Raw genomic sequence first — 22,324 nt, forward strand, 5'->3', positions numbered from 1 at the left:
TGTTCATTTTGCGCATTTTACGATAATTGGTTTTTTTTTGCAATGTCTTCCAGAATTGCTATAGGCTATGTAATAGGTTTATTAAGGCCATTTATATGAAACGTAACTGGGATATGATTAGAAACATCCTCTTACGAGTAGAGGAACTCGAACCGAATGCGCTTTTAACATTAGACAGCTTTCCAAATAATGAACACCCTCAAATCTCTTATCATTTAGAAATTATGGAAGAAGCAGGATTAATTCATGGCAAGATTCATAAAACACCTGGAGGTTCCCCTCACGGTTTTCATTTAATTCGCCTTACCTGGCTTGGACACGACTTTCTGGAATCTGTTCGCTCCGATGCGCGGTGGGAAGAGATAAAAAAGCAACTAAATACCAAGGAGCTAGGTATGAACATTGAGAATATCATGGCAATAGCGCAAGCACTTACCCAAAAACTCTTACCCTAAGAAGCTTCATTCGGGCGACTATCAATGTCCCCAAGGGCCTCTTGGTTTGGCCCACAGTTCATCTTTGTCGTGCAACTGTACTTCATAGGCTTTAATTAAGTACTCTCTTGCATTATCCAATAATGAATGAGCAGTTTTCCTAAACCCAAGATCCTTATCCCTGTTAATCATGGCTTCCAACGTCTCATAAGAGGAGCCTTGACGATTGTTTACCACATGAATTGCTCTGGCCATTTTTTCAATGGTCTCTCGTTCATTTGGCAGAAAAAATGCCGACTTAGTAGTTGCAGTATGATAATCCTTCATTAATTTAAAGACGGTGTCCACTGTGAGTGCTGATACTGGGGGTTCGTGAACATGCCTTGATGAGGATGAAACAGAAGGCATCGGAGTAGACTCTCCTGTATTGACTAAATGCACTGGAGGTTGGTATTCACTAGCACTATCAGCAACAGGAGCAAGCAATCCATGCCATATTTTTAATGCCCTCTCCCCTTTTGTACTAATAACTTTTTCAGCAGCACCGCGAAATCCTATTAGTAGTGTTTCAACCTGCCCAGCGAATCCCAGATTAGTTGCCAAACCTTTAATGAGATTTTCGTGAGTGCTTTTCCATAATTCAATCGCCTCAATATCTTCAACCGATAACTCACTTCCCCAATCAATAATGCGCTCAGGTTCGAAATCAAAAAAATAGAGTCTGTCACTCATTACCAAATTTCTTGCAGTAAGGTTATCTCCTGTTCCCTTAGTAATGCTGCGATCCCTATCGACAACGCCCGCATCAAGCATGGCGAGTGATAATGTCATTGCTTGACTGATTAAACTCTTTGCCTGCCCTGTTAATTGTGACCATTTGGTTGCAATTTTTTCAGGATAAGCCTCCCGGATAAAATAATCATCACCAGAAGCAATAACCGGCAAAAATCCGGGAGCCTTCCCTTGTAGCCTTAAGGAAGCATTTAAATCCGCCGCAGCTCCTAATCCTTGTTTAAAAACAATCGACTCAGGATGGGTAGGATCATCATCTGTTGATTTTTTCTTACCAATTAAGACTGTAACTGCTCCGCCTTCCTTGGCAGCTTTAAAATCATAATAATCACGCATGTTATCAGCAGTTATCTTAGGCATACTTCTATCCTTAGCTTGCGCTTCCCATGATTTAAATATAGTTAAAAATACACACCAAGATTGAAGAATAGATTTTAAGTCGGTTGATAGGTCAGTAAAATTTTTATTAAAAACACTGTTATGGTGATGAAAAATAGGGAATAATTTATATAGAGGATTAAATTTAAGCCCCGAATTCAATATTAAACTTCTAAACGCGCAAAAATTTAACTTGCATATATACTATAAACGAGGACATTTAGTATAAGGTTTCTACCATGGACATGAAAAAATATATTTTATCAGTTGCAATCAGTACCCTATTACTAAATTCAGTATATGCCACCACTCAAGAAGGTGAAGCAGCTTACAATGAGCAGCGCTATGAGAAGGCATTCATCCTCCTTTCTGATGAAGCATCGAAGGGAGATCCTAAAGCTCAATATTTACTAGGAAGAATGTATTACTACGGTCAGGGGGTTACCTATAATCCTGATAAAACAGAGCAATTACTCTTAGCGTCAGCCAATCAGGGGAATGTTGATGCTCAGGTGCTGTTAGCAGGTTTTTATTGGTATCAAGAAACACCAGATGGCTACAGTAAAGCACTTCAATGGTACGAAAAAGCTGCTGCGCAGAATAATTCAGATGCCCAATATGCTTTGGGGTACATGTATGATCATGCTACTGGCGTTCCACAAAATTACGAAACAGCCATGTCCTGGTATAAAAAAGCGGCAGCACAAGGTAACTCGGAAGCCGCATTATCCATTGGCTTTATGTATGACACAGGAACTGGAGTTCCTAAAGACATCAATGAGGCCATTACCTGGTATAAAAAAGCAGCCGATCTTGGCAATCCAGGCGCTTTATATAACCTTGGTCTCCTGAATAAATATGGAGAAGGTGTTCCCAAAGATGAAGCAAAGGCTTTCGAATATTTCCAACAAGCAGCTGATAAGGGACATGCGAAATCCCAACTAGAGGTTGGTTATTTTTATGATACTGGAAAAGCTGGAACTGCGGATTTACAAAAAGCAGCCTACTGGTATCAAAAAAGTGCCGATCAAGGCAATCCTAATGCCCAATTCAATATTGGTGACATGTACTTGTACGGCGATGGGGTTACAAAAAATCTAGAGCAAGCGGTTAGCTGGATACGCAAATCAGCCGAACAAGGATATGGTCGTGCACAAAATAAAATGGGAGTTTTTTATCGAGATGGTATAGGCGTCTCCGCTAATCCTGTAGAAGCCTATGCTTGGTTTAGTGTTGCAGTGACTAATGGTTTTACCGATTCAAGCAAATCTCGTGACGACCTGGAAAAAACATTAACCCCTGAGCAATTACAACAAGCTAAAGATTTAGCGAATAAGTACTCAGAACAGTTCAAAATGAAATAGGTTAACCCCTTAAATAAAAAAGACTGCATGAGCAGTCTTTTTTATTTGGATTTTCATTTATGCCCAAACTATAGAATTAGACTGAGTAATTGCGCCTTTGATAACATCACTATAATTAGACTCAACCATGCGTCGTTTGACTTTGAGAGTGGGTGTTAAAATTCCGTTTTCAGGAGTCCAGCTTTCTTTTAAGACAATAACATGACTAATTTTTTCATAATTGGCAAGTTCACTGTTTACTTTATGTAAGCTTTCTTGCAAGGCCTGTTTAATATTCTCTTTATTTTGTTTGCGACCAGATTCACTTAAAGTAACCACCAAGACATTATTAGGTAATTCTCTGCCTACAATGCATAATTGTTCAATTACAGTATTCGCTGCAAACCGCTTCTCAATCGGTGCTGGAATGATAAACTCTCCTTTCTGATTCTTAAAGTTTTCAGAAATCCGCCCTATTATTTTCACATTATTTTGCTCATCGAGCTCAGCAACATCACCCGTATGTAACCAACCATCGGATGTTAAAGCAGTCTTTGTTGCAGCTTCGTCTTTGTAATACTCTTTCATTAAACAAGGCGATTTAATCATTAATTCACCCTCTTCAGCGAGCTTCAATTCGACTTGAAGCCTTGGAGTACCTACATAGCCTGGACGACGCTTACCGAGTAAAGAAAAAGTTGCATAAGCCAGATTTTCTGTTTGTCCATATCCTTCTTGAATTTTAATATCAAGCTTATCGAAGAACTCAAGAATGGAAACAGGGAGATGTGATGCGCCGGAAAAACAATTAGTACACCGTCCTAAACCCAGATGACGTTTAATTTTCCTTTTAATTAAATTGGAAATTAGAGGTAATTTGAGCAAAAAATCCATTTTTTTAGGGGGGAGTTTAAGCTCAATTTTTTGCTGAAATACTCCCCAGATGCGTGGGACAGCCGTAAAAAAGGTGGGTTGGACTTCCTGCAAATTGTCTGCAAATTTCTCAAGACTCTCAACAAATGATACATCGCAAGGAATGACCAAACTTCCAAGCTGTATGGCTGACCGCTCATAAACATGTGCTAAGGGTAAGTAAGACATTAAATGGTACATATCAGCTACTCTTATTCGCTTGATATCTTGTGGAAATAATTGAAGGTAATTTGCAATGATTCCATGAGTATATACAGCACCTTTGGGTTGGCCTGAAGTACCTGAGGAATAAATAATCGTGTACAGATTATCAGGCGAAGGTTCCGCAATAATGTCTTGAGATGGTTCTTTCTTTAAAAGGTCCTGCCAGCGATATGAGCAATTTAAATTATCGTGATAATCAAAATTTACCGTAGGCAATCCATCGGGAATATAACTGCGGACACGTTGCGCATCATCCAGTTTTCCAACAAATACGAGTTTGATTTCAGCATGTTCAAGTACATAGTTGATGCTGTCTTTATGTTGATTTGCAAATAAAGGCACATTCACCATGCCGGCTAAACTTATTCCAAAATCAGTAATAAACCACTCCGCACAATTCTTTGAAAAAATAGCAACACGATCACCTTGTTTAAGCCCAAGATCCTGCAACAATTTCGCTACCTGTTTTGCCTGGTGAACTACCATCCCCCAGGTATATTCATACCATTTTCCATCGCGAGGTTGTCTTAGGTAAACTTTGTCATGGAGCTTCTTTTCCTTCTCCAATAAAATTTGATTTAATGTTTTTTGGGGTTGCATTGTCATGGCTCGTTTTCCTGTTAATTATATTGATAATGATAGTATTCAAATCAAACACTCCACAATTAAATGAAGCTGGAACGCATTTATAGCCAAGATAGTTAATGTTTTATAATTTACACTAGCACTTGTTATGCCAATTCATATCCACACAAAAAATCATTCATTCCACTGTAATTTGCAGTATCAAGATAGATCCGTTCTAAAACAGGCACAATTTTTGAATATAAAAATTACAGTAATCTAAAGAAGGGATTAGAAAATGAAAGCAAAGAAGACTTTGGTGAAAATTTTTCCTCTGGCTCTTTACGGACTAATTTCCATCTATCATAGTTCAATTATTCTGTATTGACTAATGAGCTCACACTCTGCGTGAGCTCTGTTTACCCAAAACTCTAAGCTAAAAGTAACCTGAATTTATCATTGTTTAAATCATTGATGCTCTTAATTTAATATCCATTGATTATTTCTGGGATTACTAGAGGTATAATTGACATAACAATCGTAATAAGGCATCAACCCATGAGTAAAAAACGTATCATTATAGGAATTTCAGGATCATCAGGAATTATTTATGGGATTCGCCTTTTAGAATTATTAGCAAAAACCGACTATGAAACTCATCTAGTTATTTCCAAAGCCGCCCAACAAACTCGCGCGTTTGAAACCAATTTGTCCGCTAGTGAATTGGCTGCTTTAGCTGATGTTTGCTACTCCATTAACGATATTGCGGCTCCTCTTGCCAGCGGTTCATTTAAAACCTCAGGGATGATTATTGCGCCTTGCTCAATGCGGACTTTAGCCAGCATTGCTTGCGGTACTACCTCGAATTTATTAACCAGAGCCGCAGATGTCGTATTAAAGGAACGTCGCCGATTGGTATTATTGGTCCGTGAAACACCACTGCATTTAGGGCACATTGAAAATATGAAAAAAGTGACGGAAATGGGAGCAATCGTTGCCCCCCCAGTTCCTGCGTTCTATAATCAGCCTCAAACAATCGATGATATCGTCACTCACAGCATAGGACGAACTTTAGATTTATTCGATATTGATACCGATGTCGTTAAACGTTGGAAAGAAACTGATTAAGATTTAACTATCGAGTTCCACCAATCGTCAAGGCATCAATTTTTAGCGTGGGTTGGCCAACACCGACTGGCACTGACTGCCCGTCTTTGCCGCAAACGCCAATACCACCATCCAATGAAAGATCATTGCCAATCATGCTAACCTTTTTCATAACCTCAGGTCCATTACCAATAAGAGTAGCTCCCTTAACCGGCTTGGTGATCTTTCCATCCTCGATTAAATAGGCTTCGCTGGCTGAAAATACAAATTGACCTGAAGTAATATCAACTTGTCCTCCGCCGAAGTTGACAGCATATAATCCACGTTTTACTGAACGAATAATTTCATCAGGATGATACTTACCAGCGAGCATATATGTATTTGTCATTCGCGGCATCGGCAAATGTGCATACGATTCTCGACGACAATTTCCTGTGGGTTTCATTCCCATTAATTTGGCATTCAATTTATCCTGCATGTAATTCACTAAAACGCCATCTTCAATTAAAGTCGTACACTGAGCAGGCGTTCCTTCATCATCAATAGTCAGTGAACCACGTCTATCTTTTAACGTCCCATCGTCAACTATGGTTACTCCTTTCGCGGCAACTTGTTGTCCCATGAGCCCGGAAAATGCCGACAGTCCTTTGCGGTTAAAATCCCCTTCTAACCCATGTCCTACAGCTTCATGTAACAAAACGCCAGGCCAGCCTGAACCTAAAACCACAGGCATGGTTCCAGCTGGTGCATCCTCTGCCTCAAGATTAATTAAGGCTTCACGAACTGCCTCACGGGCATACTCCATCGCTCTTTCTTTTTCAAGAAAATAAGAATAGGCAACACGTCCTCCGCCTCCTGAACGGGCGGACTCTCGACGTCCGTTTTTGTCTTCAACAATCACACTGACATGGATACTGACTAATGGTCTAATATCAGCCATCATTTGACCGTTAAGGCCTGCAACCATGACTACTTCATAACAACCACTTAGAGAAGCATTCACTTGAATAACACGAGAGTCGAGGCGTCTTGCTTCTTTATCAATGGCTTCCAGCAAGGCTATTTTTTCCTGTTTAGACATTCCCTCAATAGGGTTAAGTGGAGCGTAGCGAGCAACAGGTTTTCCTCCTACTTGAATTGCTTGTGCTACTTTCGCTCCGGTAAAAGCAATGGAGCGCGCAGCGTCAGCTGCTCGTTGCATGGCTGGCAATAAGATGTCATCGCAATATGCATAACCAGTTTTATCCCCACTCACTGCGCGAATACCTACTCCTCTATCAATAGAGTAACTGCCACTTTTTACTTCGGAATCTTCCAGATACCACGATTCATAACTCGTGCTCTGGAAATAAAGATCGGCATCATCAACATGATGGCTCATCATGGAGCGAATCAACCTCTCTAACGTTGATTCATCTAACGATGCAGGTTTTAGTAGTAAATCTTTGGCAAGTGCTAGTGCCTGAGTCATAATATTACCTTTTGCTAAACTGTTAGTTCATTAATTAAGCACATGATGATCATTGCTAGGAAATTGTCGTCTTAATTGCTGTAGTCTTTGTAAATCAACTTCTGCTGTAATCATACCTGTACCTGCTTTTTGTTCCGCAATAACCTTCCCCCAAGGTTCAATTATCATGCTATGTCCGTAAGTGTGACGTCCATTTTCATGTTCACCGCCCTGATTTGGAGCAATCACATAACATAAATTCTCGATGGCCCGCGCTCGTAAGAGGGCCTCCCAATGAGCGGCGCCGGTAACCGCTGTAAATGCCGACGGGACTGTGAACAATTCAGCGCCTCTTAATACTAATTGTCGATATAATTCTGGGAAACGCAAATCATAGCAAACTGATAGACCTACTCGACCAACCGGAGTATCAACCACAACAATCTCATCCCCTCTTTCTATTGTAGATGATTCCTGGTGGGCTTCCTGTTCAGAAACACGCACATCAAATAAATGAATTTTATCATAGCGGGCTGCACACATTCCTTTATCATCGAATACTAAACAACTTGATTTAGCCCTCTCTTTAAGTCCTTTTAAAGGGACTGTACCAGCAATAACCCACAAATTATACGTCTTGGCCCAGCGACTTAGATGCTCCTGGATTTCCCCTGAGCCATATTTTTCTGCTTTGTGTAATTTATCGGTTTCCTGTTTGCCCATAAAGGCAAAATTTTCAGGTAAAACCAATAAATCCACTTGTTCATCGTGGGCTCTCGCAAAAAAATTTTGTACTTGTTTCAAATTATCAGCTACCGAAACTGATGAAGTCATTTGCACAGCTGCAACTTTTGGCATATTGATTCCAATTAAGGAGGTAATTAGCTCATTATCTGCGATTAATTTATAAGGTTTCAATGCCTTAATTAGATATAATTTTTTGCTTTTCTATATAAGCAAGAAGGTCCCAATTTCCAGAAAGCATGAGTGCCAAAAAAATAGAACAATCTTGCTAGTTAACCTGCATCTCTATAGACTTGAAAAGGCAGCAACACGCCTATATATATGCTAAACTAGCAGTATAAACAATTGGAGCTATTTGCAATGAACAGAAATGACGTTACCTTGTTAGGGCAACGAAGTGAAGCGGTACTTGCGACGAACAAAGTTTTACGCAATACCTACCTCTTACTCGGAATGACCTTTTTATTTAGTGCTTTGACAGCCTACACAGCATTTGCCGTGAACGCCAAACCACTTAATCCTCTGTTAATGATTGTGGGGGTTTATGGTTTAATGTTTTTAACTCACGCCTTAAGAAATAGTGCTCTAGGCTTAATTGCTGTTTTTGCCTTTACAGGCTTTTTAGGTTACACCTTAGGCCCAATTCTTAATTTTTATGTCTCCAATTTCTCAAATGGCCACCAATTAATTGGTACAGCCTTGGGGGGTACGGGGATAATTTTCTTTGGTTTATCAGGCTACGCATTAACAACCAGAAAAGATTTTAGTTATTTAGGCGGTTTTCTTTTTGTGGGTGTCATGGTTGCCCTGTTAGCTATGATTGCAGGTATTTTCTTTCAAATACCAGCCTTACAATTGGTTATATCAGCTGCTTTTGTACTGATTTCCTCCGGTTTAATTTTATTCCAAACCAGTGAAATTATTCACGGCGGTGAAACCAATTACATTTCAGCAACCGTTTCTTTATTTGTATCAATTTATAATCTTTTTGTCAGTCTGCTTAATCTGCTAAGTGCTTTTTCTGGTCGTGATTAATCATCTCCTCAACTTGATCCCGGTGAGTTTGCCGGGATTTTTTTTAAACCTTGAATACACACATCATAGGATCGTTGGAATAGGCCTCGTTGTTCGTTGATTTAAAAAAAAGAGGGGTTGCTTTTCCTGTAATGTCGTGCCTCATTTTCATTCGTCTCTCAGATTCCTCAAGAGTATATTTTGTCATGACACTACTGGTATCGATGGGTGTTGCAAAATCTATCTCTTGATTTTTATCTAGGGCATTCTCATTTACCGAGGCTAATGACGACTGATCATCACGGATATTCTGCGCATCAGCTCCAGGATCCTGATAAATATAGGGTACAGTTTTGGTTTCTTCGGCAATTACATCCAGATAATACTCGATATATTCATTAGTAAAATCACCAGAAATTAATGTATCAATGATTTCAATAATACATTGCCACTTCGTATTGATAACCTCGATAAGTTGATTTTTAAAATAATGTTGTTCTTCAGTAAAATGAAGCTCTATTGGAAAAGACTGGTTAATCCTTTGTAAAAGCCAATACTGGGCCTGTGAAAATGCATTACGCTTACTGTATATCTCAGTTAAATTATCTCTAAAACCCAGTATATCCCTGATAATTTCAGGGGAAGTTTGAAGTTCCTTATTTAAATCATCGATAATCTGATTAAATCTTTGAACGAATTGATAGATATGCATATTTTTCCTTTTAGATGGGTACTTGATAAAGCTACCAAGCAAATAGGTCAATAAATGCACAATTTTAAACTGTATTTGTTTTATACAAAATGGGTATATCTACCCATACATAGATTTATTGGGTGGAAGAAGATAAGCTGAGAACAATCTAATCGACTATTAAGAATATGAAATTTTCACATTTAAATTCTACTTTGATTGGCTTGGTTTTCTTTTTATCTTTCTCTGCTTATGGTATGACCGAAACAATTTCGCAATCTGAGTCAGATGCGGCTCGTATTTTAATGTTGGAAAAAGCTCTGGCCCCTAAAGATCCTGAAGAAGTTGCTGCACTATTTGCCAAAGCAAATAAAGAACGAAACGGCGCTGTTCAATTTATGTTATTTTCTGACTCATTAAAATCTGAATTTAAAAATAACTGGCCTTACTGGGTTTCAGGAACTTCAAGCCCCTGGATTACTTCTTATGCCATAAAGAAAATGGCACAAACAAAAACATCCTGTGAATTTTTAATAACCTATCAATGGGCCACTGCCTCTGGTCCCTTTCAACCTCCCTTAACACAAAAAATTACTATCGAACCTGTACCGAAAACTGCAGACTCTTCTCAGGAATGGTGGATTACAAGTTTCAACGAAGATTAAGATTAGGCTTGACGTTGAACATTTTTTAGGATTTAAACGATCTTTTCACAGACTTATCCACAAATTCTGGGGATAAGTTTTTAGGGTTTCCTTTTTTTCACGCCCGTTAAAATAACGGTTTTCTAGGAATTAATGAAGTAAGTCATTTAAAAAGGGGGATCGGAACAAAAAAGATATCCACAAAGAAGGATTTTCAACAAAGACTAATTCGGAAGGATATTCTATATAAAATAATTTTAAATAAAAAGTCTTGACTAGCATTATTTTTAAGATCAATTTTCCAAGGAAAAATAAAGAGCTACAAGTTCACAAGTTGAACTTATTCCATAATTTTGAGAAAATATACTCCTCGTAAAGATATTATTGAAAATCTTCCGAGAAATTTAGATATTTACTTTCTATTAAACGATTGAGCACGCAAGAATTTTTTAAACTACCTCTTTCCTATTCAAGTGAGTATCAACTTCCATAACTGAGAATATGAAACCTTCGTGGTTAAACCACGGATTGAAGAAGAGGTATCACCATGAATTTTGAAAATTTAAATCTAATTAAGCCTTTGTTACAAGCTGTAAATGAGCAAGGGTATAAAAACCCATCGCCGATACAATGCAAAGCTATTCCCCAAATTTTAAAAGGCGTTGATTTGTTAGCTGCCGCCCAAACTGGTACCGGCAAAACAGCAGCGTTTACCCTACCATTGTTACAGCGTCTCAGTGAAATGCCAAAAGCAAAAGCGAATCATGCTTTGGCTTTAATTCTAGCCCCCACTCGAGAGTTGGCATTACAAGTCTATGAGAATGTGACTCAGTACAGTCAATATTTGAAGCTTCGTTCTACTGTCGTTTATGGAGGTGTGAAAATCAATCCACAGATGATGGCATTACGAGGAGGCATTGAAGTTCTTGTAGCTACTCCGGGGCGGTTACTCGATCTTTACAAACAAAATGCCATTCGTTTTCATGAAATAAAAACATTGATTTTAGACGAAGCCGATCGCATGTTGGACATGGGCTTTATTCATGACATCAAACGAATAATTTCGTTTTTACCCCGTTCACGACAAAATTTATTATTTTCAGCGACATTCTCAGATGAAATTCGAAATTTAGCAAAACAGTTTCTTACAAATCCAGTTGAGGTTTCAGTGGCTGCTCCCAATGCAACAGCAGTTAAAGTAGACCAGGTCGTACATCCTGTCGATAAATCACAAAAAACCGCGTTGCTGTGTCATTTGATTCACCATCAAAACTGGCAACAAGCCCTCGTGTTCTCCCGCACCAAACATGGAGCGAATAAACTTGTTAAAGGGCTCACTGCAGTTAATGTTTCTGCTTTAGCAATACATGGGAATAAAAGTCAAACTCAACGCGTTAAGGCACTCAATGACTTTAAAGCAGGAAAAATACGAATTTTAGTTGCCACGGATATTGCTGCAAGAGGAATTGATATTGAACAACTACCCTTGGTAGTTAACTTTGATTTACCTCAAGTTGCTCATGATTATGTGCATCGCATAGGCCGTACGGGTCGAGCAGGACATAATGGAATGGCTGTATCACTGGTGTGCGCCGATGAATACAAACAATTACAAGATATTGAAAAAATTATTAATCAGCGTCTTAAACGAGTAGAAATTGATAATTTTGAACCCAATCATCGTCTTCCTGCTAAAAACATTCAAGCAGCTCCTGTAAAAAAGCAAATCACTAGGAATCTCCCCAAAGCGGGAGGAAGTAGGAAACGACGATCTACCTGACGTTTAATATTATTCCAATTCTTTTTATAACTTTTTGTTAATAAACTCAAAATACTTATTGCTTGAGTAGAAAAGGACAGAAATGCAAACTGATGATAAAATTACCATTATGACAATAAAATCGACCAATGGGAATGGATAATGTACCCTCACTTTATTGAGACATTTTCTCAAGCAGTTAAAAACTATTCAGATAAACCAGCAATCTACTTTGGAAAAGAAGTATACACATACAAGGTTGTGAACCGGTTGTCAGATAGTATAGCCACGCAAATTTCCAAATTGGGTCTTTCTAAGGAAACAATTATTCCTTTGTTATTAGAAAGAACACCGAATATTATTATTACCATAGTGGGGATATTAAAAGCAGGCTGTGCATTTCTACCAATCAGCCCCTCCTCTCCTTGCAATCGTATTGAATACATTTTAGAAGAAACCAGAGCCAAACTATTATTTTGTGATATACCCGTCCAGTTTAAGTTACCAGAGGGAATAACAAGAGTTACGCCAGAGGAGTTTTATACTGACACAGAAACTCAGTTTTCTACAGACTATAGTGATAATGATCTTGCTTATGTGATGTATACCTCAGGCTCGACAGGAAAGCCCAAGGGTGTGTTAATTGAACATCAATCCATGATGAATCTTTTTTCTTCATTAGTTGAAACTCTGGCTTTATCAAACAATGACTTATTCCTGGCACTCACCGATTACACATTTGATATTTCTTTAATTGAATTATTAATGCCATTAACCCTTGGTGCTCCGATTGTGCTCACAGAGCATGGTGTAGTTGCTGATGGAAAAAAAATAAAACAATTCCTTACAAATTTTGATATTAGTTTTATACAAGCCACACCGCTTACCTGGGAAATTTTATTAAAGAATGGCTGGGCCAATAATGGCTTGGCTCGAATTCTCGTTGGTGGTGAAAAGTTTAAAACGAGTCTTGCTATAAAACTGGACTATGAAAAAGGAAACGTTTGGAATGTTTACGGTCCAACCGAAACCAGCATGTGGTCAATGATTCATCATTTAAAAAGTCCCATTATTTCAGAATCAGTACCATTAGGAAAACCTATTGCCAATACTACTCTTAAACTTGTTTATGAAGAAGACTCTAATCAGGCGGAACTTTACATTGGTGGTCTAGGTGTTGCGCGTGGCTATTTAAATGCCAAAGAGCTCACCGATACGAAATTTATTACTGATGAAGTTAGCAATGATCGTTTTTATACAACAGGCGATTTAGTCGTACAAATAGACAACGATCTCTGCTATGTAGGACGAAAAGATGACCAATTAAAATTTGGGGGTATTCGTATTGAAGCTGGAGAAATTGAAGCCTCGATCGAGCGGGAAGTCTTTGTAAAAAAAGCAGTGGTAAAAATTCATGAGCATCATGATTACTACAAGACACTAGCAGCCTATGTTGAAATTGATGAAGAAGCTTTATTTTCCCACGGTTCATCTATTATTAGTGAAGATTCCTCGTATTATATGGAAAAAATATACGATGAAGTCTATACCCATGCTAAAGAGTTTGAACATGATGTCATAAACACTTGTGGTTGGCAGAATTCATTTACTGGCAATACATTTGAAGCCGATGAACTTGCAGAATCATATCAAAATATTCGAAGATACATTCAAAATGCCGATCTCTCACAGGTCCTGGAAGTGGGTTGTGGCACCGGTAGTTTGCTCCTGGATTATTTGCCAAAGGCACAACAAGTCACTTTGGTAGAAATTTCACAAAATGCAATTGATTATGTTAAATCAATCACTCCCAAAGCTTATTTGAGTAAAATTGCTTTCAAGCTAGAATCAATTATTAATATTCATGAAGTAAATCTATATAGCTGCATCATTATTAATTCTGTGATTCAATATTTGCCTAGTATCAAATCAGTCATTGATTCATTAAGACAATTAATTAAAGCCGTTAAACCAGGGGGCACATTATTTGTTGGTGATGTACGTTCGCTTGAACTGTTAGATATCTTTCTTGCTCTTAAACATTTTAGTCATCATGCTGAGGACAGCGAAATATGTCCCTCTCATTTATATTACAAATCAAGAGAGACTGAAATTGCCCTGTCCCCTCTTTTCTTTTATGCATTAAAAGAACAGTTTAAACGCATAAGTTGGGTCGACATTAATGTCAAACATGGTCTTTACTCCAATGAACTGAATTATTTTCGCTACGATGTAATCCTGCACATTGAAAAGGAAGTAAGTCAGGTTGATTGTCAAATTATGGCATTTAACGAATTTAATCACGAAGAGATTTCAGACATTGTGAAAAATCATGAGGCTAAACCCATTAAAATTCAGAACATTCCTTATGATTATCTTGATAATCTTTGTAGTACCTTGGCAATTAAAAAAGGAGGTTATCTCGATGATTTGCTAAGACTCTCAAATCCCTCTCTGGATGAAAGAAAACGAAAAATTGCACAAGAGCTTCTACATCGTCACTTCGAAGGATATGAGACATTTATTCAATACCAACATAATGCCCCTCAAAACTATTTGCAGATGCTATTAATTCCAACGTCCGGTACCCTACCGTTAATAAGACCTATCGAGAAAGAGAAAATTGATTCATTCCATGCCCATTGCCGAGAACCCTTTAGTCCATGGCTACAAAAATTTTGCTTTGATCATATAAAAATGAGCGTCAAAAAACATGTGATGACTTGGGTAAACCCTTCTATCTACATTTGGGTTGAAAAATGGCCTCAAACAATCAATGGCAAATTGGATAAAAAGAAACTATCTCTTCCGATAACCTATACTTATGAACAAGATAAAGGTTCTGTTCTATCACAGCTGAAACAAATGTGGCTTAACATAACGGGTGATAATGCCTTGATTACCGAGGAATTTTGGACACATGGAGTCTCTTCATTATCGATGTATTATTTTTTAGCAACTATCAATGAAACGTTTCATTTGCATATGACTTATCATGAATTCCATCAGCATAACACGATGGAAAAGGTTGCTAGCTACATTGAAAAATTACTGGATACCTCGCTATCATGATGAGCAAAGGAGTTTTAATGGCAAATAATGCACTCTCCCTATCTAGTCAAGCAATTAATGAAAAACTTGATAGCTTATTTTTTCTTTCATCTCTCCAAAAAACTGAAAAAATCGTTTTTTTTATCGATACCCAGCACAAGATTGAACAAATTATTCTTAAAACAAATCAGCCTTATTTCACTGGCTTGTCTATCTACTCCAAGAAACCTTTTACCGAAGCTCTCACCTATATGGGTCTTGATGCAAACGACATTCCTGATTTAATCAAAAAGGCCAAGACCACGTTATTTGAGCACTCTGAATTTCACGACAAAAACCTAAGCCATGAATACATGCTATCCATAGCTTATACAGGATCTAACTATGTAGTCATTTTTACGCTGATTGATAGAAAAAACGAAGCGTTGAAAGCTTATATCAATACCATCATTAATACTTTACCGGGCGCCATATACTGGAAAGACAAAGAGGGTCGTTATATGGGATGCAATCAGTCTGTTGCCAATATGGCTGGTTTTGACCACCCAGAGCATGTCATTGGAAAAACGGATTTTGATTTATGTTGGAAGGAATTTGCTCAAGATTGGCGTAATCTCGATTTAGACGTAATGCGCGAAAATAAAACTTACAAGAGAGAAGAAATAGCCAAATTAGCCGACGGCCGGATTATCACAGAACTGACTATAAAAAGTCCTCTATACAATGAAAAAAAGGAAATTGTTGGCGTTATCGGTACGTCAATGGATATCACCGAACAGAAAAATTTAGAACAAGACTTAATTGCTGCCCGGCAAAAAGCAGAAGCTGCAAGTCTTGCAAAAACGGAATTTTTGGAAAACATGCGACATGATATCAGAACGCCACTCACAGGAATTGTAGGCTTTGCAGATATTCTTAAAATGGAAGCGGATAGTCCGCACATTAAGGAATATGCTGAAAATTTAATCGCCTCAAGCCATGCTCTTTTGGACTTATTAGACGAAGTTTTGGAGGCTATTCGTGTAAGTTCAGGCGAAATTCCTAAATTAAAGAAAAAATTTAGCCTTTATAAGACATTGGAAAATATTATTAAGCTAAACCGTGCTAAAGCCGCACACAAAAATCTGGATTTAAGCCTCGATATTGATACCAACATTCCTGCCTATGTCATTGGGGATAAAGTCCGAGTCCATCGTATCATCCTTGAGCTCATTGCGAATGCCCTGAACTTCACAGACTTCGGTTTCGTTAAACTTTCTGCCCATTTGGCAAAAAGAAACAACCGGGAATTAATTATTAAGTTAATCGTTGAGGATTCTGGCATCGGCATTCCTCAAGATAAACAACAAGAAATTTATTTACAATTTAAGCGTCTTACACCCTCCTATCAAGGATTGTATAAAGGAGCAGGTTTGGGACTTTCCGTTGTTAAACAATTTATTGATGAGTTAGAGGGTGAAATTTATGTCAAAAGCGCCCCCAGAAAAGGGTCTCGCTTTACTTGTGTTATTCCATTGCAGGAGCCGCTTCTTGATGATGACTTAGGGGTTGATGAGGAGTTGGAAAAAGCCTTGGATGCTCCCTATCAAACAACTTATGCTGAACAAATCAGATCTGTTCAACTCGACGATTCAAAGAAACAATATCAAGTACTTGTGGTTGAAGATAACCCTATTGCCCAATCCATTGCCACATCACTACTTACCAGTCTCAACTGTAATGTTGATATTGCAGAGACGGGAAAGAAAGCAATCGAACAATGGAAAACTAACCCTTATGACCTGATATTCATGGATATTGGTTTACCTGATTTAGATGGCTATGAGGTCACCCATCTTATTCGTGTACAAGAGTTGCCTAAAAAAACCCATACGCCGATTATCGCTCTCACAGCACATGTGGGTGAAGAGAATAAAAAGCGGTGCATTGATGCAGGAATGAATGCAGTAATTAATAAGCCACTCACAGCAAAAAACTGTGCTGATATCGTTGCCACATTCATCCCTGGACGAAAACAAGAAGAAATGACACAGGAAATCGCGCGCACATCCAATCTATCCGAAGAAAACGCAAATTTATTTAATTTAACCGAGTTTCCAATTCTGGATCCTGAAGAAGGAATTAACACCACGGGAAGTGAAGCTATGTTAGCCGAAATGCTAACTATTATGGTTAATGAGTCATTACCTAATGACCTGGAACTGATGAAAAAAGCCCATGATGAGAACGATTGGGGTAAAACACAGCAAATTGCGCATAAGATTAAGGGCGGTGCTGTTTATGTTGGAACAGTTAAAATAAACATAGCCTGTCAACATCTAGAGCAATATTGGAAAACCGGACAAAGGGAACTCTTGGAAAAGCTATATCAGCAATTATTAAGAGTCATTAACGAGAGTATTAAAGAAATAAAGAGCTGGTTGGCTAGTCATTAATTCTTTATTCATAAACCATTCAGTACGTAATATTCCATTAACAATGCTGTGCTAACCTCTTTATATTCGTATAAATTGAGATACCCATGTCAAAGAAAAAATTTGAGACTTCTACAATTGACCTCAGTCGGTTTCTCGACGCTCAAAAGCTAAATTATGAGAGGGCGCATAAAGAAATCTCATCTGGAAAAAAAGCAACTCACTGGATTTGGTATATATTTCCTCAACTCCAATCATTAGGTTACAGTCCTTCGTCGAAAAAATATGGCATCCTCAATCTTGAGGAAGCTTGTGCCTATTTAAAAAATCCTATTCTTTTCGACCATTACCATGACATGGTAAAACTGGTTGCAGAAAAGTTGTCAAAAAACATCGATATAACTACGTTGATGGGTTGGGAGGCTGATGCAACAAAACTCGCTTCAAGTTTAACGCTATTTCACGCAGCAGCCGAACATTTATTGATGTTAACTGATGACCCTTCCCTTAAGTTGGTAAATTTTGAGAATGACTGCAGGCAAACCTTAGAGAACATTGCCAAACAAGGTTATATTGCTTGCGAACACACTTTACAGGAAATTCAAGATAACCAATCCGAATTATTCGAAGAGATTGGTGATACTGAATTATCTACAAGAGTTGAGAATTCAGATGCTCACTCACCTCCTCCGGCCCCAACTATTCTAACTACAGCAAAAACAACTGAGACTATTCCAGTAGAAATGGTGACTACACCTTCAAATCCTGCGATAAAATCTATTGTCGATACATTAATTAATAATATTCAAAAAAAGAAAAATGAGCGAGCCTCCTGGTTTAACATGAATTCCGATACAAAAGTTGAGAAACTTACCGCTATTTCCCAATGGCTCTCGAAGTTTCAACCCAATGAAGGACAGCAAGAGGCAATTATCGCCCTTATTCGAGATACGTGCTCTATTAAACGCAATTTTTTCGGTTTATTCGAACCCCATAGTGTTCAAGAATTGCGAGGCTTATTAAAAAAAGCCAATTTGGATATCCCTTCATCTAACATTTCTTTTACCCCAGCTGAGTTATCGCGAATCAAGAAAATGGATGATGTTAACAAAGCACTTCAAGAGAAAACGGCTCCAGGAAGCACCCGTCAACATAAACAATTTTTATAATTAATTTTTCCCACCTTGTTGCCAACTTGCTTTAGCACGGAACAGCTCTGGTAAATCCATCCGTGTTTTTTTAAAGGGCTTATTCAAGGCAAACATGTCACGCTCTTTCTGATAGTAGACCCCCAAAGGTACTGGGAACTCAGGAAAATTAAGTCGGGCAAGACGCATTGCCGCAATAAAGCTACTAGAATCATGGCGATAGCTAGCCTCTGCTGCAGTTTTACGTATTAATACTTCATCTTGCAAAGTCAAAGACCATTCCTGCTGCGCACCAAACAACAGCGGTTGCCCATCCGCTAAGGCAATGGTTTGTTCAGCACGATTTGTTTTAACTGCAAATGCATCAAAGGCGCCGTTATTAAAAATATTGCAATCTTGATAAATTTCAACAAAAGAACAACCCTTATGCTCGTAAGCTTTTTTAAGAACAGTTGCAAGATGCGCTGGATCCTTATCCACAGCACGAGCAACAAAACTTGCACCGGAAGCCAAAGCTATAGTTAATGGATTAATCGGCTCATTATTCACTCCTTGAGGAGAGGTTTTTGTGATTTGCCCTTTTTGTGAGGTAGGTGAAAATTGTCCTTTAGTTAAACCATACACCTGATTATTAAAGAGCAAAATATTCACATTAACATTTCTTCGCAGACAATGAATTAAATGATTACCCCCAATACTTAACGCATCACCATCACCAGTAATGACCCAAACCGTTAAATCATCACGCATGGCTTTAAGTCCAGTAGCCACTGCAGTTGCTCGGCCATGGATCGTATGGAAACCATAAGTATTCATGTAGTAAGGCAATCGCCCTGCACACCCAATGCCTGAGACAAACACATGTTTTTCAGGAGGAAGCCCCAACTCGGGTAGCACTCGCTGCAAAGCAGCCAAAATCGCATAATCCCCGCATCCAGGGCACCAACGAACCTCTGTGGAATTGGCAAAATCTTCACGTTTATAACTGTTATTCATGATTAATTTCCAATTTAATGGCGTTAACCAAATGACTGACTGTGAAAGGCTGGCCATTGCACTGATTTATTGATTTAGCATCAACCAGATAATTAGCACGTAATAACTGGCATAGCTGACCTGAATTTAATTCTGCAACCAAGACGTTCTTATATTGGCGCAGCAAGGTACCTAACTCATTTGGTAAAGGATTTAAATGGCGTAAGTGGAGAAAGGCCAGTGCTAATCCATCGGCGCGGCATTGATTTACAGCAGATTTCAAACTGCCATAAGTACTTCCCCAACCAAGCACTACTGTTTCAGCGCTCTTAATCCCTTCAAGCTGTAAACTGGGGTATTCGCGTGCTATTCCCGCAATTTTATCCGCTCTTAGCTTAACCATCTTCTGATGATTTTCCGCATCATAACTCACTCGCCCCTCTTCCCCTTGCTTCTCTAACCCCCCTAACTGATGGATAAATCCTTCAGTGCCAGGAACATTCCAACTGCGAGAAAGCACATCATCCCTTTGATAAGGCTTAGGAAAACGATTGAATTGGATAGCTGGAATTTCCAACGATTCGAGGCCAGGTATTTTCCATGGCTCTGCAGCATTAGCAATGTAGGCATCCAATAATACAATAACAGGCGTCATATATTTAATTGCGACGTTAAATGCCTCTAAAATTGTATTGAAACAATCGGAAGGAGATTTGGCTGCAAACACCGGCAAAGGCGCTTCCCCGTGTCTACCATACAATGCTTGACGAAGATCACTTTGGCCTGTTTTCGTAGGCAAGCCGGTTGAAGCCCCGGCTCGTTGTACATCCACTAAAACCAGGGGTAACTCAGCCATTACGGCAAGTCCTAAACTTTCACTTTTTAAATCAAAACCAGGTCCTGAGGTACACGTAAGAGCAAGACAACCTGCATAGGCAGCCCCTATACACGCACAAATTGCAGCAATTTCATCTTCCGCCTGGAGTAACTGCACCCCATAATCTTCCAAACGAGCACATTCGTGTAAGATTGCAGAGGCAGGAGTAATCGGATAACCTGAAACTAACATTGGCGTTTGTGTACTGGTAGCCATCGTTGCAATCGCCAGTGACAATGCTTCAACGCCTGTTATTTGTCGATAATCCCCATCGTCACGGCTGACTTGCCCTAACATAAACTGCCGCCTTGCAAGCTCTAGCGTCATTGCATAATTAAATCCTGCCAGCAAGGTGAGCTCATTGGCTTTTGCAATTTGCGGGTTTGCTTTAAATTTTTTCTTAATAAATTCAATACAACTTTCCGTTGGTAAATCAAATAGCCACAGTACCAATCCCAACACATAGAAATTTTTAGCTTTCTTTGCTTGCGCATGATTCATATCTAGTGCAGCAACCGCCTGAAGTGTTTGGGTGATAAGTGGTAGCGAAACGAGTTGATAATGTTCAGCCGCATTATCAAGAAAGTCTTTGGTTAATCCTGCTTTTTGCCAATCCTTTTCCTGAAAACTATCCTCGTTAACAATTAACAAACCACCCGGGTTTAAATGTTGCAATGAATTTTTTAAGGCAGCTGGATTTAATGCCACCAACACATCAAGTGTTTCCCCGGCAGTAAAAATAGCTTGTTCTGACATCGCTAGTTGAAAACCAGACACCCCAGCAACCGTTCCAGCAGGTGCTCTAATTTCTGCAGGAAAGTCAGGAAGTGTTCTTACATCTTTTCCTGTCAGTGCAGCCGTAATCGTTAGCTGTTCACCAACGAGCTGCACACCGTCTCCAGAGTCTCCGGTTAATCGTATAACGATTGCGTCAGTATTAGGCATAGTTTCTCGCTTCCAACATGAGTTGACGCATGTGTCTTACCGCATCTTTCAAACCACTAAATAAAGCACGTGCGATAATGGCATGGCCAATGTTAAGTTCATGTAATTCTTTAATAGCCGCAATTGGTTTCACATTATGATAATTTAAACCATGACCAGCATTAACAATTAAATTGAGGCTAGCGGCGTATTTTGTTGCTTCAATTATTCGTTGCAATTCGTGTGCCCGTTCTGTTGGATTCGTAGCATCCGCATAACAACCAGTATGAATTTCAATCACTGGAGCTCCTACCGCAGCAGCAGCCTCAATTTGTTTCATATCAGGATCAATAAATAGAGAGACTTCACTTCCTATCGTCTTTAAGCGTTTTACTGCATTGGCAACGCTTTGGTAATGCCCAATAACATCCAATCCGCCTTCTGTGGTTAGTTCTTCTCGTTTTTCGGGCACTAAACAGGCATGCTCCGGTTTAATTTCTTCCGCGAAATCAAGCATTGCTTCAGTCACTGCTAATTCCAAATTCATGCGTGTTTGCAAGACGGCTTTAATTAATCGAACATCTCGAGCTTGGATATGACGCAAATCTTCGCGCATGTGTAGGGTAATTCCATCAGCACCAGCCTCTTCTGCTTCCATTGCAGCCTGTACCGGATCAGGGTAAGGTGTACCGCGTGCCTGACGCACTGTCGCGATGTGATCAATATTAACACCAAGCAAAATTTCATTTGTCATAGCTTCACCATTAACCAAGTAAAATGCACGAATTATGACCTGAAACGTATTTTGCATCTAGAGCAGTGATGATCATTTTTAGTTTGATTGAATAATATAAGCGATTTATGTGCCAAATTTTTAA

The 22,324-nt window shown here is 38.9% G+C and carries 17 protein-coding genes; 9 read left to right on the forward strand and 8 right to left on the reverse strand.

Annotated features, from left to right (window positions below):
* Window positions 1-95 precede the first annotated feature (95 nt).
* Entirely contained in the window at window positions 96-455 is a 360-nt protein-coding gene (locus LHA_RS09900) for a DUF2513 domain-containing protein (RefSeq protein ID WP_045106400.1), read from the forward strand.
* A gap of 21 nt (window positions 456-476) precedes the next feature.
* Here LHA_RS09900 and LHA_RS09905 read toward each other — a convergent pair whose 3' ends face one another.
* Window positions 477-1,586, reverse strand: coding sequence for a hypothetical protein (locus tag LHA_RS09905; protein WP_045106401.1), 1,110 nt, complete (start codon window positions 1,584-1,586; stop codon window positions 477-479).
* A 257-nt stretch (window positions 1,587-1,843) separates the two neighbouring features.
* Between LHA_RS09905 and LHA_RS09910 the strand changes: the two genes are divergently transcribed.
* On the forward strand, window positions 1,844-2,968 hold the full coding sequence (locus LHA_RS09910; RefSeq protein WP_045106402.1) for a Sel1 repeat protein: 1,125 nt from the start codon (window positions 1,844-1,846) through the stop codon (window positions 2,966-2,968).
* Between the two features lie 57 nt (window positions 2,969-3,025).
* Here LHA_RS09910 and LHA_RS09915 read toward each other — a convergent pair whose 3' ends face one another.
* Entirely contained in the window at window positions 3,026-4,690 is a 1,665-nt protein-coding gene (locus LHA_RS09915) for an AMP-binding protein (protein ID WP_102046648.1), read from the reverse strand.
* Between the two features lie 516 nt (window positions 4,691-5,206).
* Here LHA_RS09915 and LHA_RS09920 point away from each other — a divergent pair.
* Window positions 5,207-5,776 carry a UbiX family flavin prenyltransferase gene (locus LHA_RS09920; protein ID WP_045106403.1) on the forward strand — a complete coding sequence of 190 codons (570 nt, stop codon included), beginning with the start codon at window positions 5,207-5,209 and terminating at the stop codon, window positions 5,774-5,776.
* 7 nt (window positions 5,777-5,783) lie between these two features.
* Here the strand turns inward: LHA_RS09920 and tldD are convergent, their stop codons facing one another.
* Both tldD and LHA_RS09930 read right to left on the reverse strand, forming a co-directional pair.
* A complete protein-coding gene (gene tldD / locus LHA_RS09925; protein WP_045106404.1) occupies window positions 5,784-7,226 on the reverse strand; it encodes a metalloprotease TldD in 1,443 nt (480 codons plus the stop codon).
* A 30-nt stretch (window positions 7,227-7,256) separates the two neighbouring features.
* Complete coding sequence (locus LHA_RS09930) at window positions 7,257-8,063, reverse strand: carbon-nitrogen hydrolase family protein (protein WP_045107523.1); 807 nt, start codon at window positions 8,061-8,063, stop codon at window positions 7,257-7,259.
* A 246-nt stretch (window positions 8,064-8,309) separates the two neighbouring features.
* Between LHA_RS09930 and LHA_RS09935 the strand changes: the two genes are divergently transcribed.
* Window positions 8,310-8,984 carry a Bax inhibitor-1/YccA family protein gene (locus LHA_RS09935; protein WP_045106405.1) on the forward strand — a complete coding sequence of 225 codons (675 nt, stop codon included), beginning with the start codon at window positions 8,310-8,312 and terminating at the stop codon, window positions 8,982-8,984.
* Between the two features lie 43 nt (window positions 8,985-9,027).
* Here LHA_RS09935 and LHA_RS09940 read toward each other — a convergent pair whose 3' ends face one another.
* Window positions 9,028-9,675, reverse strand: coding sequence for a hypothetical protein (locus LHA_RS09940; RefSeq protein ID WP_045106406.1), 648 nt, complete (start codon window positions 9,673-9,675; stop codon window positions 9,028-9,030).
* A gap of 167 nt (window positions 9,676-9,842) precedes the next feature.
* On the opposite strand from LHA_RS09940, the gene LHA_RS09945 reads away from it, so the two are divergent.
* The 5 genes from LHA_RS09945 to LHA_RS16100 all read left to right on the forward strand — a co-directional run bounded on the left by LHA_RS09945 (window position 9,843) and on the right by LHA_RS16100 (window position 18,691).
* Window positions 9,843-10,319 (forward strand): hypothetical protein, encoded by a 477-nt coding sequence (locus LHA_RS09945; protein ID WP_082060329.1) that lies wholly within the window; start codon window positions 9,843-9,845, stop codon window positions 10,317-10,319.
* Window positions 10,320-10,845: 526 nt separating this feature from the next.
* Window positions 10,846-12,078, forward strand: a complete 1,233-nt coding sequence (locus LHA_RS09950) for a DEAD/DEAH box helicase (RefSeq protein WP_045106407.1) — start codon at window positions 10,846-10,848, stop codon at window positions 12,076-12,078.
* Between the two features lie 141 nt (window positions 12,079-12,219).
* A complete protein-coding gene (locus tag LHA_RS09955; protein ID WP_045106408.1) occupies window positions 12,220-15,129 on the forward strand; it encodes an amino acid adenylation domain-containing protein in 2,910 nt (969 codons plus the stop codon).
* Window positions 15,130-15,146: 17 nt separating this feature from the next.
* Window positions 15,147-17,543 (forward strand): response regulator, encoded by a 2,397-nt coding sequence (locus LHA_RS09960; protein ID WP_231861896.1) that lies wholly within the window; start codon window positions 15,147-15,149, stop codon window positions 17,541-17,543.
* An 86-nt stretch (window positions 17,544-17,629) separates the two neighbouring features.
* Window positions 17,630-18,691, forward strand: a complete 1,062-nt coding sequence (locus tag LHA_RS16100; protein WP_052673673.1) for a DUF1810 family protein — start codon at window positions 17,630-17,632, stop codon at window positions 18,689-18,691.
* Here the strand turns inward: LHA_RS16100 and LHA_RS09970 are convergent, their stop codons facing one another.
* Genes LHA_RS09970 through pdxJ form a run of 3 tightly spaced genes read right to left on the reverse strand, consistent with a single transcriptional unit; the run spans window position 18,692 to window position 22,200 of the window.
* Entirely contained in the window at window positions 18,692-19,666 is a 975-nt protein-coding gene (locus tag LHA_RS09970) for a 2-oxoacid:ferredoxin oxidoreductase subunit beta (RefSeq protein WP_045106409.1), read from the reverse strand.
* Window positions 19,659-21,467, reverse strand: a complete 1,809-nt coding sequence (locus tag LHA_RS09975; RefSeq protein WP_045106410.1) for a 2-oxoacid:acceptor oxidoreductase subunit alpha — start codon at window positions 21,465-21,467, stop codon at window positions 19,659-19,661. The genes LHA_RS09970 and LHA_RS09975 overlap by 8 nt, the downstream gene beginning before the upstream one ends.
* Window positions 21,460-22,200, reverse strand: a complete 741-nt coding sequence (gene pdxJ, locus LHA_RS09980; protein WP_045107527.1) for a pyridoxine 5'-phosphate synthase — start codon at window positions 22,198-22,200, stop codon at window positions 21,460-21,462. The genes LHA_RS09975 and pdxJ overlap by 8 nt, the downstream gene beginning before the upstream one ends.
* Window positions 22,201-22,324: the final 124 nt, after the last annotated feature.

Source organism: Legionella hackeliae, from assembly GCF_000953655.1.
GTDB lineage: Bacteria > Pseudomonadota > Gammaproteobacteria > Legionellales > Legionellaceae > Tatlockia > Tatlockia hackeliae.

Bases quoted from the DNA above. Each gene is read 5' to 3' on its own strand.
- LHA_RS09900 (WP_045106400.1), top strand. From the start codon at position 96: ATGAAACGTAACTGGGATATGATTAGAAACATCCTCTTACGAGTAGAG.
- LHA_RS09905 (WP_045106401.1), bottom strand. From the start codon at position 1,586: ATGCCTAAGATAACTGCTGATAACATGCGTGATTATTATGATTTTAAA.
- LHA_RS09910 (WP_045106402.1), top strand. From the start codon at position 1,844: ATGGACATGAAAAAATATATTTTATCAGTTGCAATCAGTACCCTATTA.
- LHA_RS09915 (WP_102046648.1), bottom strand. From the start codon at position 4,690: ATGACAATGCAACCCCAAAAAACATTAAATCAAATTTTATTGGAGAAG.
- LHA_RS09920 (WP_045106403.1), top strand. From the start codon at position 5,207: ATGAGTAAAAAACGTATCATTATAGGAATTTCAGGATCATCAGGAATT.
- tldD (WP_045106404.1), bottom strand. From the start codon at position 7,226: ATGACTCAGGCACTAGCACTTGCCAAAGATTTACTACTAAAACCTGCA.
- LHA_RS09930 (WP_045107523.1), bottom strand. From the start codon at position 8,063: ATGCCAAAAGTTGCAGCTGTGCAAATGACTTCATCAGTTTCGGTAGCT.
- LHA_RS09935 (WP_045106405.1), top strand. From the start codon at position 8,310: ATGAACAGAAATGACGTTACCTTGTTAGGGCAACGAAGTGAAGCGGTA.
- LHA_RS09940 (WP_045106406.1), bottom strand. From the start codon at position 9,675: ATGCATATCTATCAATTCGTTCAAAGATTTAATCAGATTATCGATGAT.
- LHA_RS09945 (WP_082060329.1), top strand. From the start codon at position 9,843: ATGAAATTTTCACATTTAAATTCTACTTTGATTGGCTTGGTTTTCTTT.
- LHA_RS09950 (WP_045106407.1), top strand. From the start codon at position 10,846: ATGAATTTTGAAAATTTAAATCTAATTAAGCCTTTGTTACAAGCTGTA.
- LHA_RS09955 (WP_045106408.1), top strand. From the start codon at position 12,220: ATGTACCCTCACTTTATTGAGACATTTTCTCAAGCAGTTAAAAACTAT.
- LHA_RS09960 (WP_231861896.1), top strand. From the start codon at position 15,147: ATGGCAAATAATGCACTCTCCCTATCTAGTCAAGCAATTAATGAAAAA.
- LHA_RS16100 (WP_052673673.1), top strand. From the start codon at position 17,630: ATGTCAAAGAAAAAATTTGAGACTTCTACAATTGACCTCAGTCGGTTT.
- LHA_RS09970 (WP_045106409.1), bottom strand. From the start codon at position 19,666: ATGAATAACAGTTATAAACGTGAAGATTTTGCCAATTCCACAGAGGTT.
- LHA_RS09975 (WP_045106410.1), bottom strand. From the start codon at position 21,467: ATGCCTAATACTGACGCAATCGTTATACGATTAACCGGAGACTCTGGA.
- pdxJ (WP_045107527.1), bottom strand. From the start codon at position 22,200: ATGACAAATGAAATTTTGCTTGGTGTTAATATTGATCACATCGCGACA.